Origin of the sequence: Gulosibacter sp. GYB002, assembly GCF_036577665.1 — a bacterium.
In the GTDB taxonomy this organism is placed as follows: domain Bacteria; phylum Actinomycetota; class Actinomycetes; order Actinomycetales; family Microbacteriaceae; genus Gulosibacter; species Gulosibacter hominis.
The window spans coordinates 31,211-45,583 of the sequence record NZ_JARBDD010000001.1 but is presented as its reverse complement, the minus strand read 5'-3'; the positions used below and the strand labels follow the sequence as shown (position 1 = coordinate 45,583).

At 62.3% G+C, this 14,373-nt stretch carries 9 protein-coding genes; 4 read left to right on the top strand and 5 right to left on the bottom strand.

The window, feature by feature from the left end:
• Positions 1-46: 46 nt before the first annotated feature.
• From PV375_RS00205 to PV375_RS00195, 3 genes are all read right to left on the bottom strand, one after another.
• Positions 47-1,591 (bottom strand): anchored repeat ABC transporter, substrate-binding protein, encoded by a 1,545-nt coding sequence (locus tag PV375_RS00205; protein ID WP_332105627.1) that lies wholly within the window; start codon positions 1,589-1,591, stop codon positions 47-49.
• Between the two features lie 122 nt (positions 1,592-1,713).
• The gene (locus tag PV375_RS00200; protein WP_201522031.1) at positions 1,714-3,171 is read right to left on the bottom strand and encodes a choice-of-anchor M domain-containing protein; all 1,458 of its coding nucleotides are present in this window, start codon (positions 3,169-3,171) and stop codon (positions 1,714-1,716) included.
• Positions 3,172-3,551: 380 nt separating this feature from the next.
• A complete protein-coding gene (locus PV375_RS00195; protein WP_332105626.1) occupies positions 3,552-6,098 on the bottom strand; it encodes a DEAD/DEAH box helicase in 2,547 nt (848 codons plus the stop codon).
• Positions 6,099-6,277: 179 nt separating this feature from the next.
• Here PV375_RS00195 and PV375_RS00190 point away from each other — a divergent pair, with 179 nt between their 5' ends.
• From PV375_RS00190 to PV375_RS00175, 4 genes are read left to right on the top strand one after another with little or no spacing between them, the layout of a single operon-like run.
• Positions 6,278-7,228, top strand: coding sequence for a metal ABC transporter substrate-binding protein (locus PV375_RS00190; protein ID WP_332105625.1), 951 nt, complete (start codon positions 6,278-6,280; stop codon positions 7,226-7,228).
• Complete coding sequence (locus PV375_RS00185; protein ID WP_332105624.1) at positions 7,225-8,013, top strand: metal ABC transporter ATP-binding protein; 789 nt, start codon at positions 7,225-7,227, stop codon at positions 8,011-8,013. Before PV375_RS00190 ends, PV375_RS00185 begins: the two co-directional genes overlap by 4 nt.
• A complete protein-coding gene (locus tag PV375_RS00180) occupies positions 8,010-8,945 on the top strand; it encodes a metal ABC transporter permease (RefSeq protein ID WP_332105623.1) in 936 nt (311 codons plus the stop codon). The genes PV375_RS00185 and PV375_RS00180 overlap by 4 nt, the downstream gene beginning before the upstream one ends.
• On the top strand, positions 8,942-9,868 hold the full coding sequence (locus PV375_RS00175) for a metal ABC transporter permease (RefSeq protein ID WP_332105622.1): 927 nt from the start codon (positions 8,942-8,944) through the stop codon (positions 9,866-9,868). Before PV375_RS00180 ends, PV375_RS00175 begins: the two co-directional genes overlap by 4 nt.
• Here PV375_RS00175 and PV375_RS00170 read toward each other — a convergent pair.
• Positions 9,802-10,479: a metal-dependent transcriptional regulator gene (locus PV375_RS00170; RefSeq protein WP_332105621.1), complete on the bottom strand. Its 678-nt coding sequence runs from the start codon at positions 10,477-10,479 to the stop codon at positions 9,802-9,804. The two genes, PV375_RS00175 and PV375_RS00170, sit on opposite strands and share 67 nt — an antisense overlap.
• A gap of 78 nt (positions 10,480-10,557) precedes the next feature.
• Positions 10,558-14,325: an AAA family ATPase gene (locus PV375_RS00165; protein WP_332105620.1), complete on the bottom strand. Its 3,768-nt coding sequence runs from the start codon at positions 14,323-14,325 to the stop codon at positions 10,558-10,560.
• Positions 14,326-14,373 lie beyond the last annotated feature (48 nt).

Genomic DNA, 14,373 nt, shown 5'->3' with positions numbered 1-14,373 from the left:
CTTTCTCGGAGGTCGGTTGGGTTTCGTGGTGCGAACAGGGTCGGCATCACTCCCCCAGACAATCGACGAGCGAATGCGCGTTGAAGCGCATGAGTTTGATGTAGGTATTGGCTTCGGGGATGAACGAGTCACCGAGAATCGGACAGACTCGCACGCCCTTTTCTTTGGCGATTTCGTTGAGCGTCGACGACCGCTGCGCCAGATTCGGTTCGAGAAAAACTGCCGGAACGTGCAGGTTTTCGATGGTTTCACCCAGGCGACGGCGTTCGATCAAACTGGGCTCGGTAGCCGGGTTCGGAGTAACATAGCCGGCAACGCGCAGTTCGTAGGCCTTGGCAAGATAGGCAAACGAGTCGTGGGTGGTGATGAGGGTGCGGCGGCTCTCGGGAATCTGCTCGATTGAGCTGCGCATTTCATCGTCGAGTGCTTCGAGTTCTTTGATGTAGGCGGCGGCGTTGCGCGCGTAGGCGGATGCGTTCGCTGGGTCGATCTCGATGAGTTTGTCGCGGATGATCTGCACGTAGGCGATCACATTGCTGACGTCATGCCAGAGGTGCGGATCAATTTCGCCGTGCACATGTTTGCCGAGCACGGCCTGTGGCAGCTGGAATACTTCGCTGCCGGCGTGCCCGAGAAACCGGTAGCCGGGATCGGCTGGGATGGGCACGAGGGTGCTGTTTGGCACCGCGATCACGACATCTTCAATGCCGTAGTAGTCGCGGTTTGTCTCCCGGTCGACGAGCAGCCGCAGCTCACGATTTTCGAGACTGACGTCAATATCGGCGTGGCCGGCATCCAGCACGGTCGCGCCGGGCCGGTTCGGTGCCGAGTAGGGGTCAACTCCAACCGCGAACACGAGCGTTCCGGTGGCAACCGGTTCTGGCTGGTCATCGGTCGGGGCTTTGCGCAGCTCGCCCTTGAGGTCGAGCTCGTAGTAGCCGGGGGCGGTAAAGGTCCAGCTCAAATGTGTGTGGGCGTCAGCGGGCAGCGTGACCCTGTCGGTGTAGGGGTCGGCACCGTCGCTCGAGTCAAAATAGCGTTCAACGTCGCCGAAGCTGCCGGTGAGATAGGCGTGGAGCGCGCCGGGCCCCCGCGCTCCGGTGGTCGAAAGCTCAACCTTTGATGAGCGGTCGATTCCGTCAACGAATTCGCCGCCCGAGGCACGAAAGCCGAGCCAGATTGAGTCGAGTGACACATCCTCAACTAGGGGAATCACTTCGGCGGCATATTTGACCGCTTCTTCGGCGAGTGACACCTGCACGGCATGCTCGGGGAGGTTGGCGTCGATGGTGCTGATCACTCGCTGCTCTTCGAGCATGAGGTAGTTGGTGAACGCGAGATCGGAATACACGACGTCGCGCACATCGCGCAGCGTGGGTTCGTAGCTGTGCGGGTCGGCGCCATCGGGCACCAGCTGCACCACATCTGCTTGATCGCCGGCGACGTTGCGCACCAAATCTGCCAGGATGCCGGTGGTCGTAACCACCTGGATGCGATCGCTCGAGCTGGCAGCTTCGGGAATAGCGGCACAGCCGCCGAGTAGGGCGGCGGTGAGGGTGAGCGCGGTGGCAGCAGCGAGTCGTCGTTTCAAGTCAGGTTTTTCGCTCGAGTTACGGGGATGTTTACGGAATTGCTTGTGGGCTGATGGCTGATCGGTTCGGGGGTGTTGGCCAGGCGCTCTGCCGGGCCAACACCCCTTCGGATCAGGGAGTGCTACTCGGCACTCATGGTGCGGCGCAGCAGCGCGAGACCGGCGACGCCCAGAACGAGTGCGCCGAATGCAATCGGCAGCATCGGTTCGGCACCGGTGGCGGCGAGGTGGTTGCCGCCGGTCTTGGGACCCGGAGTGCTGGTGGCACCACCAGCGGCGGCCTGACCATTGCCGGCCTGCTTCCCGGCACCGTTCTGGTCGGCGCCGGCGCTGTTATTCCCGCCCGAGCCTGCGGGAGGTTGCTGGCCGGGGCCGTTGCCCTCCGAGCCGCCGTTCTCGTCTTCGGTGTTTCCGGGTTCCGAGGTGACGGATGCGGTGGGGCCGCCGGTCGCAGGTGCGCTTCCGGTCGGCTCTGGTGTGCTGGTCGGCTCTGGTGTGCTGGTCGGTTCGGCCGTTGGCCCGGGCGTACCGGTCGGTTCTTCAGTTGGCTCGACCGTTGGCTCAGCGGTAGGCTCCGCGGTGGGCTGCGGCATTTCGGTCGGATCTTCAGCGATTTGAATCGACACGGGCTCTGAAGTCACCGAAGCCGGTGCGGCGTTATTGCCGTAGTCTTTGCCGCCGGTGACCGAAACACGGTATTCAACACCGGATTTGGCCGGCACCGAGATCGATGCGCCCTCACCAGCGGCTTTCCAATCGCCCGCGGCACGCGCGCCACCGGATATCTCGCGCGACTCCCACTGGTAGGTTTCAAAGCCTGCGTTTTCGGGCGACTTTGCAGCCGAAAGCGTGACGTTTTGGCCAGCCTTCACCGGTTTTTCGGCACCGGTCACTGAAACCGAGTCGGGGGCGGGCTGCACGACGATGGTGTAGGTCTCTTCCTCGGTGGTGGAGGTGAGTTTGCCGTCTTCGCTGATTACTGTTGCTTGCACCACGAGCTTGTAGGTTCCCGGCTTCGAGAAGGCCCAGTTGGCATGCACGTGCGCGGCCATATCCTGCTGGATCGTTCCGGGGAAGGTGTAGTCACCGTCTTTCATGAGGGGCGTAACGCCACCCCAGGCACCGCTGCTCCAGATCGAAATTTCACCGGGACCATCGACACTCTTGACGTTGATATCGGCCTTGAGCTTTGCCCCGTATTTCGGTTGCAGCTGCAGGCTGTCCCAGCCCGGCCAAACCAGGTTGTGGTCCTGGGTGATGGGAAGATAGTAGGCCCCGTCACTGGGTACAGATTGCGGGATGGCCTGGGCCGGAAGGTTCTGCACCAGTGAATCCGCTTTGACAAAAAGTACAAAATCGCCTGGTTCGTGCAGAACGTGCTGCCCGGTTACGTCTTCTTTGAGGTTGAGCCCAACATTGCCGTCGTCTTTGAGGTGCAGATTGAACAGGTCAATGTGCCCCTTGTCGAGTTGCAGCGGTTCAGTCGCCGCCATCGCGGATACGCCACCAAGCAGCGATGCCGCAACAAGCGCTGTTGCACCGAGCATCGCAGCAACGCGCGCACGCAGTGTGCGAGTCATGTCTTGCCTTTCCAGCGGCAGCTTCACCACCACCGCAATAGCTAATGATAACGGTTTGCATTACTCTACACGAGCTATGAGCCCACGAGGCTGCCTGCACCCACAGGGCCGACTGCCGGGCGTCTCCAGCACAACCGCCTGGTGGCGACATGACCGCATCTACGCGTTGTGATTCTTTTCACCAGCGGCGAGAGAAAAATGGCTGGCCTGAATACTTGAGAAGCCGAACTTCAACGAATCGGCTGGACCTTGACGACGTCGGTTCCGATGCGCACGAAATAAAAGCCCGCTCGCTGCAACGCCAGCGACAGATCGCTGAACTCATTTCTGAGGGATAAACGACTAACTGGAAACTTCTATTACCAGCAGTTCAAAGCAACTCAGAGCCGAACGACGGCAGCCACCGTAAGAACCGCCTCACCGACATCGGCCGACGCCGCCAGGTCAACTTCGGCGCGGATACGCCAAGCAAGATCGCCTTCGGAATCGACAATCGTCTGCTCCACATCCCAATAGCCCTGCGACTCGCGCGACCGATCAATGCGGCAGTGCTGCGGTGAGCGCGCAGCAGCATCAATCTCAATCGCGTCATATTCGCCGTAGTAGTCATCAAGAACGCTCGGCCAGCCGATATCGGGGTCGAGCGCCTCGAGCTCAGCATCCCGCTCATGGGCAGCCAATTGCACCCGTCGCCACATGGCGTTACGCACCAGCACCGTAAACGCCCGCTGGTTCGTCACCACGCTCGCCGGAGCCGGCGGCACCACCGACTCATCGTCATCAGTTGCCGGAGCCACCAGATCAGCCCATTCATCCACCAGCGACGAGTCAATCTGCCGCACCAGCTCACCGAGCCATTCGATCAGGTCACTGAGCTCGTCGTTGCGATACTCTTCAGGTACGGTGCGGGTGAGCGCCCGGTAGGCATCCGAGAGGTAGCGCAACACGAGCCCCTCGGAGCGCGCCACCTCGTAGCGCGAAACAAAATCGGCAAAGCTCAGCCCCTGCTCGTACATATCGCGCACCACCGACTTTGGCTGCAATTCAAAATCACGCACCCAGGGCTGCGACTGCGCAAAGTCGTCATAGGCTTGCTGCAGCAGTTCTTCAAGCGGCTTCGGCCAGGTAATCTCTTCGAGCCGGTCCATCCGCTCGTCATAGTCGACGCCGTCAGCCTTCATCGCCGCCACCGCCTCGCCGCGTGCCTGGTGCTGCTGCGCCATCAACACCGAGCGGGGATCATCGAGCGTGGCCTCAATCACACTCACCACATCGAGCGCATAGTTGCCGGTGCCCACCGAGCCGGGGCCGGGTTCGGGGTCGAGCAGTTCGAGCACCGCAATCGCCAGCGGCGAAAGCGGCTGATTGAGCGCAAAGTTTGGTTGCAAATCAACGGTCAGCCGCAGCTGCGGACGGCCGTTTGGTAGCGGATGCTCGCGGTCAATCTCGATAATGCCCGCGTCGAGCAGCGTGCGGGCAAGCTCAAGCGCCCGGCGTGCCAGCTCATATTGCCGCGCCGGCGGCTCGTGGTTGTCAAAGCACAGCTGCCGCACATGCTCCACTACATCACCACCGCGTGCGGCAACGTTAACGAGCATGGCGCTCGTCATTTGCAGGTGACTCGTGAGCGATTCGGGTTCGGCCTGAGTGATGCGCTCAAAAGTCTGCTCGGTCCAGTTCACAAACCCCTTCGGGGGCTGTTTCCGCGTGATCTTCCGCTGTTTTTTTGGGTCACCCGCGGCCTTGGTCATTGCGGCCTCGTATTCGACCACGTGATCGGGCGCCTCCACCACCACCGTGCCGTGATCGTCATAGCCGGCGCGACCGGCACGACCCGCGATCTGGTGGTACTCGCGGGCGGTGAGGTGCCGCATCCGCTGACCGTCAAATTTGCTGAGCGCGGTGATCAACACCGAACGAATCGGCACGTTAATTCCCACCCCGAGCGTGTCGGTGCCACAGATCACTCGCAGCAGGCCGCGCTGCGCGAGCACCTCCACCAGGCGCCGATAGCGCGGCAGCATGCCGGCATGATGCACGCCAATTCCCTGCCGCAGCCAGCGCGACAGCGATTTCCCAAACGAGGTGGTGAAACGGAAATCGCCGATCGCCGCCGCAATCTCGTCGCGCTGCTGTTTAGTCGCAACTTTCATACTCGACAGCGCCTGCGCTCGCTCAACGGCCGCAGCCTGCGAAAAATGCACGATGTAGATGGGCGCCTCGTCATCTTCGAGCAGCTTCTCGACGGTCTCGTGCACGGGAGTGAGCACATACGAAAACGACAGCGGCACCGGGCGGGTGGCTCCGGCCACAAGCTCAGTTTCGCGGCCGGTGCGGCGAGTGAGATCGGTGCTCAGCCGCTCGGTATCACCGAGTGTGGCTGACATCAGCAAAAACTGTGCCCGCGGCAATAGCAGCAGCGGCACCTGCCAGGCCCAGCCGCGCTGATCGTCTCCGTAGTAGTGAAACTCATCCATCACGACCTGGTCGACCGCCGCATCCGGGCCCTCACGCAGCGCGAGATTGGCAAGAATTTCAGCCGTGCAGCAGATGATGGGTGCGTCCGGGTTCACCGACGAGTCGCCGGTAGCCATCCCCACCCGCTCGGCACCGAACGTTTCAACCAGGCTGAAAAATTTTTCGCTCACCAGTGCCTTGATGGGCGCCGTGTAGTAGGTGCGCCCGCCCGCGGCAATTGCAAAGGCGTGAGCCGCGAGCGCCACTAGCGATTTGCCGGTGCCGGTGGGTGTTGCGAGCACCACGTTTGACCCCGCCGCCAGGTGCATCACGGCTTCTTCTTGCGCCGGATACAGCTCGATGCCACGCTCGAGGGTCCAGTCGAGGAACGCCTCGAGCGCATGGTCGGCTTCGTACGGGGCGTCGGGATCGTTCAGCGTGGGGATGAGGTCGGGCAGGAATGCAGTCATGACCCTCCGAGTTTGTCATGCGCCGGCGACAAGTGCTGTATGAGTGGGCGGTGTCACCCTCGGTTACCACCCCACGCACCAATTGAATTCGACTAGTGCAATTAACTCACTACGACTGATATGCTCCCTAACTACGACGCGTCGAACATTTTAGTTATGCCTAACAAGAAAGACGTTCAATGCACATTCGCTCACGTTTCAAAGCCCTCCTGGGAACGGTGGCGGCCGCCGCACTCCTGATCACCGGCTGCTCGGCCAGTCCCCAGACAAGTGGTGGCGATGCACCCCTCACGGTGTATGCAACCACCGGCTATCTCGCCGATGCGGTCGCGAATATTGCCCCCGACGCGGAAGTCACCACCATGGTCGGGCCCGGCGGAGACCCCCACACCTACCAACCTTCAACCCAAGACATCGAAAAAATTCAAAATGTCGATCTGGTGCTGTGGAACGGGCTGCACCTGGAAGCGCAGATGACCGACCTGCTCGAAAGCCGTGGCGACCGACAGCTTGCCGTGGGTGAGCAACTCCCGCAGGATCTACTGCTGGCGTGGCCCGAAACCGACGACGAGGGCAACGCCCTGCACGATCCTCACGTGTGGAACAGCCCCGAAGCATGGTCACTCATCGTCGGTTACGTTGCCGACAAGCTCGGTGAAATCGACCCTGAAAATGCGGAGCTCTACCGCAAGAACGCTGTCGCATATCAGGAGCAGATCGCTGAAACCGCCAGCGAGGTGGAGTCGCTGCTGGCGACCGTGCCGGAGCCACGAATCCTTGTCACCGGCCACGACGCGTTTAATTATTTCGGCGACACCTACAACCTCAGGGTGCATGCCACAGACTTTGTCTCCACCGAAGCCGCGCTCAGCGCCGGAGAACTGTCGGAGCTGGCTCAAATGATCGCCGACAACAAAGTACCGGTGATCTTTCAAGACAACCAGGCCAACCCGCAGGCCATCAAGAGCCTGCAAGAGGCAGTTCGTGCGCGCGGCTGGGAGGTCGAAATCTCGACCGAAGAGCTCTACGCCGACTCCCTCGGTGCAGAACCAGGAGTCGACACCTACCTCGGGGTGCTCCGCCACAACGCTCAGGCCGTATCCGACGCCCTCGGAAGCGACGCACAGTGACCGACACCATCTCGACACGAGCAACTGCCGGCGAACAACAGCTCCAGTTCGCCTGCTCGACTCAAAACCTGTCGGTCGCCTACCGGGATGCACCGGTGCTGCGCGGCGTTGATTTCCTCGTACCGCAGGGGGTCGTGATGGGAATTGTCGGCCCCAACGGCGCCGGTAAATCAACCCTGATCAAAGCGATGCTCGGACTTGTAAAACCCCTCACCGGGACGAGCGAGTTCTTCGGCAGTCCACTTGAACGCGTACGCCAGCGGGTCGGGTATATGCCGCAGTCAATGAGCGTCGACTGGGACTTCCCCACCACGGTGCTTGATGTTGTCACTATGGGCACCTACGGTTCGCTCGGCTGGCTGCGACGCCCCGGAAAGGCCGAACGGGCCCGTGCCATGGCCGCTCTAGAGCAGACGGGAATCCCGGAGCTTGCCGCGCGCCAAATTGGCGAGCTTTCTGGCGGACAGCGCCAGCGAGTGTTTCTCGCCCGCACCCTCGCGCAGGAACCCGACCTCTATTTCATGGACGAACCGTTCCAGGGCATCGATGCGAAAAGCCAGCAGGCGATCGTCAACGTGCTCCACTCGTTGCGAACCCGGGGGAAGACGGTGGTCATTGTGCACCACGACCTTGCCACAGTGCGCGACTACTGCGACCACGTGACCCTGTTGAATCGCCGCATCGTCGCCTCTGGGCCGGCAGCACAGGCGTTCACCAAACAGAATATCCGCACCGCCTACGACGTCACCGCCGAAGACGATGCCTTCCTCGAGTTCACATCATGAGCCTGATCGAGTTTTTTGATAACCACACCTACCGCATGGTGCTGTTCGGCACTATGACGATCGGCCTGGTCGCCGGGGCACTCGGCAGTTTTGCCTACCTGCGCAAGCAGTCGCTGATCAGCGATGTGATTTCGCATGCGGCCCTTCCCGGTACGCTACTGGCTTTCTTGACCGCCGTTTTGGTGCTCGGCGCCGACGGCCGCAACATGATCACCCTGATCATCGGCGCGGTCATCATCGGCACTCTCGCAGTGCTGTTTGCCAACGACATCACCCGTGCCTCAAAAATCCGTATCGACACCGCCATGGCGGTTTCGCTGACGATCTTTTTTGGCGCGGGGATGCTGCTCATGCGAATCATCGCCAACGGTGCTTTCCCCGGCAAGGGCGGCATCCAGGACTACCTTTTTGGCAACGCATCGGTGATCACCATCGCTGATCTCACCACGAGTATCACGGTCGGTGCCTTTGCCCTCTTTTTGATGATCGTGTTCTGGAAAGAGTTCGCGCTGCGCACTTTCGACCCAGATCACGCCACTGTACTCGGCCTCCGAGCCCACACGATCGACACCCTCATGTTCACCACGATCGTGATAGCCACCGTGATCGGGGTTAAGGCCGTCGGGCTGGTGCTCATGGTGGCGTTCGTCGTCACCCCGACGGCCGCGGCACGGCAATGGACGCGCACTTTGCCGGGCATGGTGACACTCTCGGCCATCTTCGGTGCGGTGGGCAGCGGGATCGGCGCATACCTGTCGATCGCACTGGGCAATATCCCTACCGGGCCGCTGATCGTGCTCACACTGTTCGCGATCTTCATGGTTTCGCTGCTGTTTTCACCGCGCCGCAGCATCATCACCCGCGCCCTTGCGCGCAGCCGCGCTCGCGCGGCGCTGAAGCAGCAGCTGGTTTCAGAAAGGACCGCGCAATGAGTTTCACCATCGGCACCATGCTGCTCGCGGTCATCACCGCCGTCGCCTGTGCGCTCCCCGGCACCTTCGTGGTGCTGCGCAAGGGGTCAATGCTCGTCGATGCGATTGCCCACTCGGTGTTCCCCGGCATCGTTGTCGGCTATTTCATCACCCGCAATTTCGACTCTCCCCTGCTCATTGTCGGCTCTGCGCTGGCGGGCCTGCTGGTGGTGCTCGGCGCAGAGTGGCTTTCGCGCACGGGGCTGCTCACCGGGGATGCCCCGCAGGGGCTCATCTTTCCGGCCGTGTTCAGCGGTGGGGTGATTTTGGTGAGCATGAATTTCGCGAACCTTCACCTCGACACCCACACGGTGCTCGCGGGCGACCTCAACCTCGCCGCGTTCCGGCACCTCACCATCGGTGGAGTTTCGCTGGGGCCGTCGTATATGTATGTGATGCTCGCGGTGCTGCTCGTCAACGCCGCTTTTCTCACCGCGTTCTATCCGAAACTCAAGGTCACGACATTCGATCCCGAGTTCGCCGACACGCTCGGCATTCGTGGCGGGCTCATCAACACCGCGTTCATGTTCCTGGTCTCGGTGACCGTCACCGCCGCGTTCCATGCCGCGGGTGCCATTCTTGTGATTGCACTCGTGGTCGTGCCACCGGCCACGGCCTACCTGCTCAGCACCCGATTGCCAGTGATGATCACGCTCACCGTGGTGATCGCGGCAATCGGTGCTGCCGTGGGTTTCTGGCTCGCGTACGTGCTCGATGCCGCCACCAGTGCGGGCATGGCGGTGTTTTATGGGCTCATGTTCGCGGTGGCATTAGCCGGCACAAAAATTGCGCAACGGCGCCGGCAGCTCACACACCACTATTTGAGCCGCGCCACCCAGACCGCGTCGGTTGCAGCACGCCCAAGCGGCAGCACCGTATCGTGATCCACGACCGCCACCTCGATGGTGTCGGTGTACGGGGCTGAAGCTCTTGTCTCGAGCAGCGTGCCGTACACGATGCCATGATCTGCGAAATACTGCAGCAGGTTTGAGTCGTCGTCAGAGATCCGTTCCACCCGCACCCGAGCACCCGCTTCAATATCCGTCAGCGGCACCGCATCGGGTTTGGTCACGGCGCCGTCTGCTTTGGGGATGGGGTCGCCGTGCGGGTCTCGCTGCGGGTGCCCGAGCAGTTCATCGATTCGGTCGATCATAAAATCTGATACGGCGTGCTCGAGCATGTCTGCTTCTGCATGCACCTGGTCCCAGCGGTAGTGCAGCACCTCCACCAAAAAGGTTTCGATCAGTCGGTGGCGACGCACCATCGCCACCGCGTGAGCGCGACCTTCTGGCGACAAACTCACCACGCTATACCGGGTGTGTTCCAGCAGTCCCTGGGCGCTGAGCTTTCGAATCGCGTCAGATGCGGTCGACAGCGCCACCCCCGTGCTTGCGGCAACCATTGACGCGGTCACCGGAGCGTCCGACCACTCCTGCAGGCTCCACACTGCCTTGAGATAGTTCTGAGTACTGTCCGACAGCGCAGATACCGACATGTTCGCAGCCTACCAAACGCCAACTACGACACAGCGAACCCTCGCGCACAGCGCAGTGACGCCGAGACGTCCGCCGAACTATTCAGTGAGGTCGCGGATGCGTTGCCCGACAACGGTCGAAATACCGTCGCGATGCATCGACACCCCGTAGAGCGCATCCGCAATTTCCATCGTGCGTTTTTGGTGGGTGATGATGATCAGCTGGCTCGACTCGCGCAGATCGGCAAACACCTCGAGCAACCGCCCCAGGTTGGCATCGTCGAGGGCCGCCTCAACCTCATCCATGATGTAAAAGGGGCTGGGGCGGGCCTTAAAAATTGCCACCAGCAGCGCCACCGCGGCAAGCGAGCGTTCACCGCCCGACAGCAGCGAGAGCTTGTCGATCTTTTTACCTGCCGGCCGAACCGCCACCTCAATACCGGTCGTCAGCAAATTGTCGGGGTCGGTGAGTCGAATGTCTCCGGCACCGCCCGGAAAGAGCGTGGGAAACACCTCGTGGAACGCCGCCCGGGTGTCATCAAATGCGGCTGCAAACACTTCCTGCATCCGATTGTCGATGTCGGAGACAATTTTCATCAGATCGGTTCGGGTGCGCAGCAGATCATCGAGCTGTTCCTGCAAATAGGCGTGCCGCTGCTCGAGTGCCGAAAATTCCTCGAGCGCAAGCGGGTTGATGCGGCCGAGCTGCTGCATTTCGCGTTCGGCGCGCTTGAGCCGAGTCTGCTGTTCAGCGCGATCAAACGGTACGGTTTCGATCTCGACATTGATGGATGCAGCGGGCTCGGATGCAGCGGGCTCGATTTCGGCAGGCTCCGTTTCGGTGGCTTCGGCATCGACCGTCTCATCGGCTTCCGTTTCGATGCTCGGCGCGGGTTTGCCCGCAATCGTCGCCGCGTCTGCCGCCAGCTGCACCGCCACCTGTTTCGTTGCCTCAGCCTCGGCCCTGATCGCGGCGCGCTGCGCTGCTGCCTCGGAAACTGCGGCATCGTCACGCGGCACCGGTTGATCGGGCCCGTACTCGGCAATCAGCACGGCTTCGGGCAGTGAGAGCTCGCTCGCGGCGCGTTCAAGCAGGTTTGAAAGCTGCAGTTTGCGTTCGTAAATCTGCAGTTCGAGTGCGTGCACATCCTCGGTGATTTCCTGCACCCGCTTGCGCAGCTGGGCCTCTTCATCACGCAGCTCGCGCAATTCGGCATCCTGTGCTTCACGGACGCGCTCGGCGGCCGCAAGCTCGTTCCGAGCCTCGGTCACGCTGCGCTCCAGCGATGCCAGCAGCGGCGGGATGGCTGCCAGCACCCGCTGCGTGCGCGCCAGCTCAGCGCGGCGCACCACCTGCTCGCGAGCGGCCCGATCGGCAGCTTCCTGTTCGGCCGCACGTTTGCGCTGCAGCTCGGTCACCCGCAGCTGCTCTGAGCGCATCCGCTCTCGCAGTGTCTCGAGAGCCAGCCGCGCCTCAACCTCCGCTTCACGGCAGCGTTCAACGCCGTTCGCAAACTCTTCGCGGCGCGAGGCGTCGAGCATTGGCCTCGGCTGCTGTTCGTGGATCGCCAGCGCCTGTTTTGCCTGCTCGGCTTTCGTTTCGGCCTCGTCAACATTCCCGGATGCGAGTCGATACGATTTTTCGGCCCGCTCGAGCTCACCCCGAGCCGATTCCACCCGGGCCCGGGCCCGGTTGAGGGCTTCGCGCCGCTTCGCGAGCTCAGCATCAAACCCGCGCAGATCGCTCAGCGCCGACTCGGCACGCTCTTTAGCGGCCGCCAGTGCCGCACGCCGATCCGCCAGCTGCAGGGCGATGCGGTCGACCTCGGCACGCACCTGCGCCAGCTCGCTGGTGGCCCGCTCGCGCTCTGCCACCAGCGCAATCCGGCTCGCACCGGGTTCTTCATCGGCGGCCACACCCGAGGTGCTCAGCGTGGATGCGGTGAGCACATCACCGCGCAGTGTCACGATCTGTGCCGCAGCCGGCAGCAATTCGAACGCGCGGGCTGCCCGCCGCGCATCCGGCAGCTCGGTCACAAACACCGTGGCCGCAAGCATCCGTTCTGCCGCTGGCACGCCCGAGACGCGCTCGCTCGCCGCCACCGGCCGCTCACCGAGCACCTGTTCGAGCTGGTCGAGCATCCCCGCAACGGCCGAATCTCGACCCGTAGCGATCAGCTCGGCAACCAATTGCACCTGGCCGAGTGAGGTCGCCGCATCCGCGAGCGCATACAGCTGGTCAGCTCCCGTCGCCAGCAGCGCGTCGGCAAACCCGCCGAGCGCCGCGGCCACAGCGGTTTCGTATCCCGCCGTGACCCGCAGGTGGTCGCTCACGCGACCGGCAATACCGTCGGGATGCGCGGCCAGGAGTGCCTCGGCGCCATCATTTACCTCGGCAGCCAGTGCCAGGGCGGTGGCGCGGGCATCAAGTGCGTCGCGTTCGCGTTCCAATTCGTGGAGTTTGTCGCGCAGCTCATCCACCGTCTGCTGTTCGTCGCGCACCTCGTCCTGTGCCTGTTCGTAGGCATCATCGAGGCCGGATGAGTCGGCCTCACCGGCGGCGGTGTCCGACTCGACCTCGGCCAGCTCTCGTTCGGCAGCTTCGAGTCGTTCGGCTGCTGAGCGGCGCATGTTTTCGCCCCGCAACACCTCACCGCGCACGGCGGCGAGCCTGCTGGCAGCCGCATCCGATTTCCCCTGCAGTTCGGTTCGTTTGAGGTCGTGCTGCGAAAGCAGTGCTGATTGTGCCGCGATCTCGCGGTCGAGTTCGTCGAGTTCGGTGCGCGCTCGCTGAGTGTCGAGCTGCGTCTGTTGCCACGCCTGCTCGGCCGCCGCAGTGCGTTGCTGCAGCTGCTCGATTTCGGTGCGGGCATCGGCCAGCTGCTGTGCGCTCACCGTGACCTGCAGTGCCGGTTCGTCGAGTCGGGTTTGCAGCATCGACTCACGCTGACCGGCAAGCAATTGCAGGTTGTGGAGCCGCTCGCGAACGCTTTCGAGGTCGAAGGCAACGCGTCGCGCCTGATCCACCGCGTCGCCGCGCTGCGCGGACTGCAGGTGCTCGATACGCAGCAGGGCACGGTCGAGTTTTTCACCGAGCACCATGCGCTCGGTCGAGCGCGCCTGTTCGGTGCTGTTCGCATCCCGCAATTGCGCGCGCAGCGTCACCACCTCGTCGGCCATCAGCCGAGCCTTCGCATCGCGCACAATTGCCGCGATTCCCTGCGCCCGACGCGCCACCTCGGCCTGCCGCCCCAGCGGTTTCAACTGGCGCCGCACCTCGGTCACCAAATCTCGCAGCCGCTGCAGGTTTTGTTCCATACCCTCGAGTTTGCGCACGGTTTTTTCTTTGCGGCGGCGGTGTTTCAAAATTCCGGCGGCCTCTTCGATGAAACCGCGCCGGTCTTCTGGGCTGGCGTGCAAGACGCTATCGAGCCGCCCCTGACCGACGATTACGTGCATTTCGCGGCCAAGACCCGAATCGCTCAATAGTTCTTGTACGTCAAGCAGCCGCACCTGCTGGCCATTAATGGCGTATTCGCTGCCACCCGAGCGGAACATGGTGCGCCGAATGGTCACCTCGGTGTAGTCGATCGGCAGCGCACCGTCGCTGTTATCGATGGTCAGCGACACTTCGGCGCGGCCGAGCGGACCTCGGGTGGCGGTTCCGGCAAAAATAACGTCTTCCATTTTGCCGCCGCGCAGTGTTTTTGCGCCCTGTTCACCCATCACCCAGGCGAGCGCATCCACAACGTTTGATTTGCCCGAACCGTTCGGGCCGACAACACAGGTGACGCCGGGTTCAAACTCGAGCGTGGTGGGTTTTGCGAACGACTTAAACCCCTTGAGCGTCAGGCTCTTGAGGTGCATACCTAAACCCTTAGTGTTTGTCGTTGTTCTTCGCGCGGATGCGTTCCC

What these genes read in the sequence shown, in the direction of transcription:
- PV375_RS00200 (WP_201522031.1), bottom strand. Translation starts at nt 3,171, where the DNA reads ATGACTCGCACACTGCGTGCGCGCGTTGCTGCGATGCTCGGTGCAACA.
- PV375_RS00195 (WP_332105626.1), bottom strand. Translation starts at nt 6,098, where the DNA reads ATGACTGCATTCCTGCCCGACCTCATCCCCACGCTGAACGATCCCGAC.
- PV375_RS00190 (WP_332105625.1), top strand. Translation starts at nt 6,278, where the DNA reads ATGCACATTCGCTCACGTTTCAAAGCCCTCCTGGGAACGGTGGCGGCC.
- PV375_RS00180 (WP_332105623.1), top strand. Translation starts at nt 8,010, where the DNA reads ATGAGCCTGATCGAGTTTTTTGATAACCACACCTACCGCATGGTGCTG.
- PV375_RS00175 (WP_332105622.1), top strand. Translation starts at nt 8,942, where the DNA reads ATGAGTTTCACCATCGGCACCATGCTGCTCGCGGTCATCACCGCCGTC.
- PV375_RS00170 (WP_332105621.1), bottom strand. Translation starts at nt 10,479, where the DNA reads ATGTCGGTATCTGCGCTGTCGGACAGTACTCAGAACTATCTCAAGGCA.
- PV375_RS00165 (WP_332105620.1), bottom strand. Translation starts at nt 14,325, where the DNA reads ATGCACCTCAAGAGCCTGACGCTCAAGGGGTTTAAGTCGTTCGCAAAA.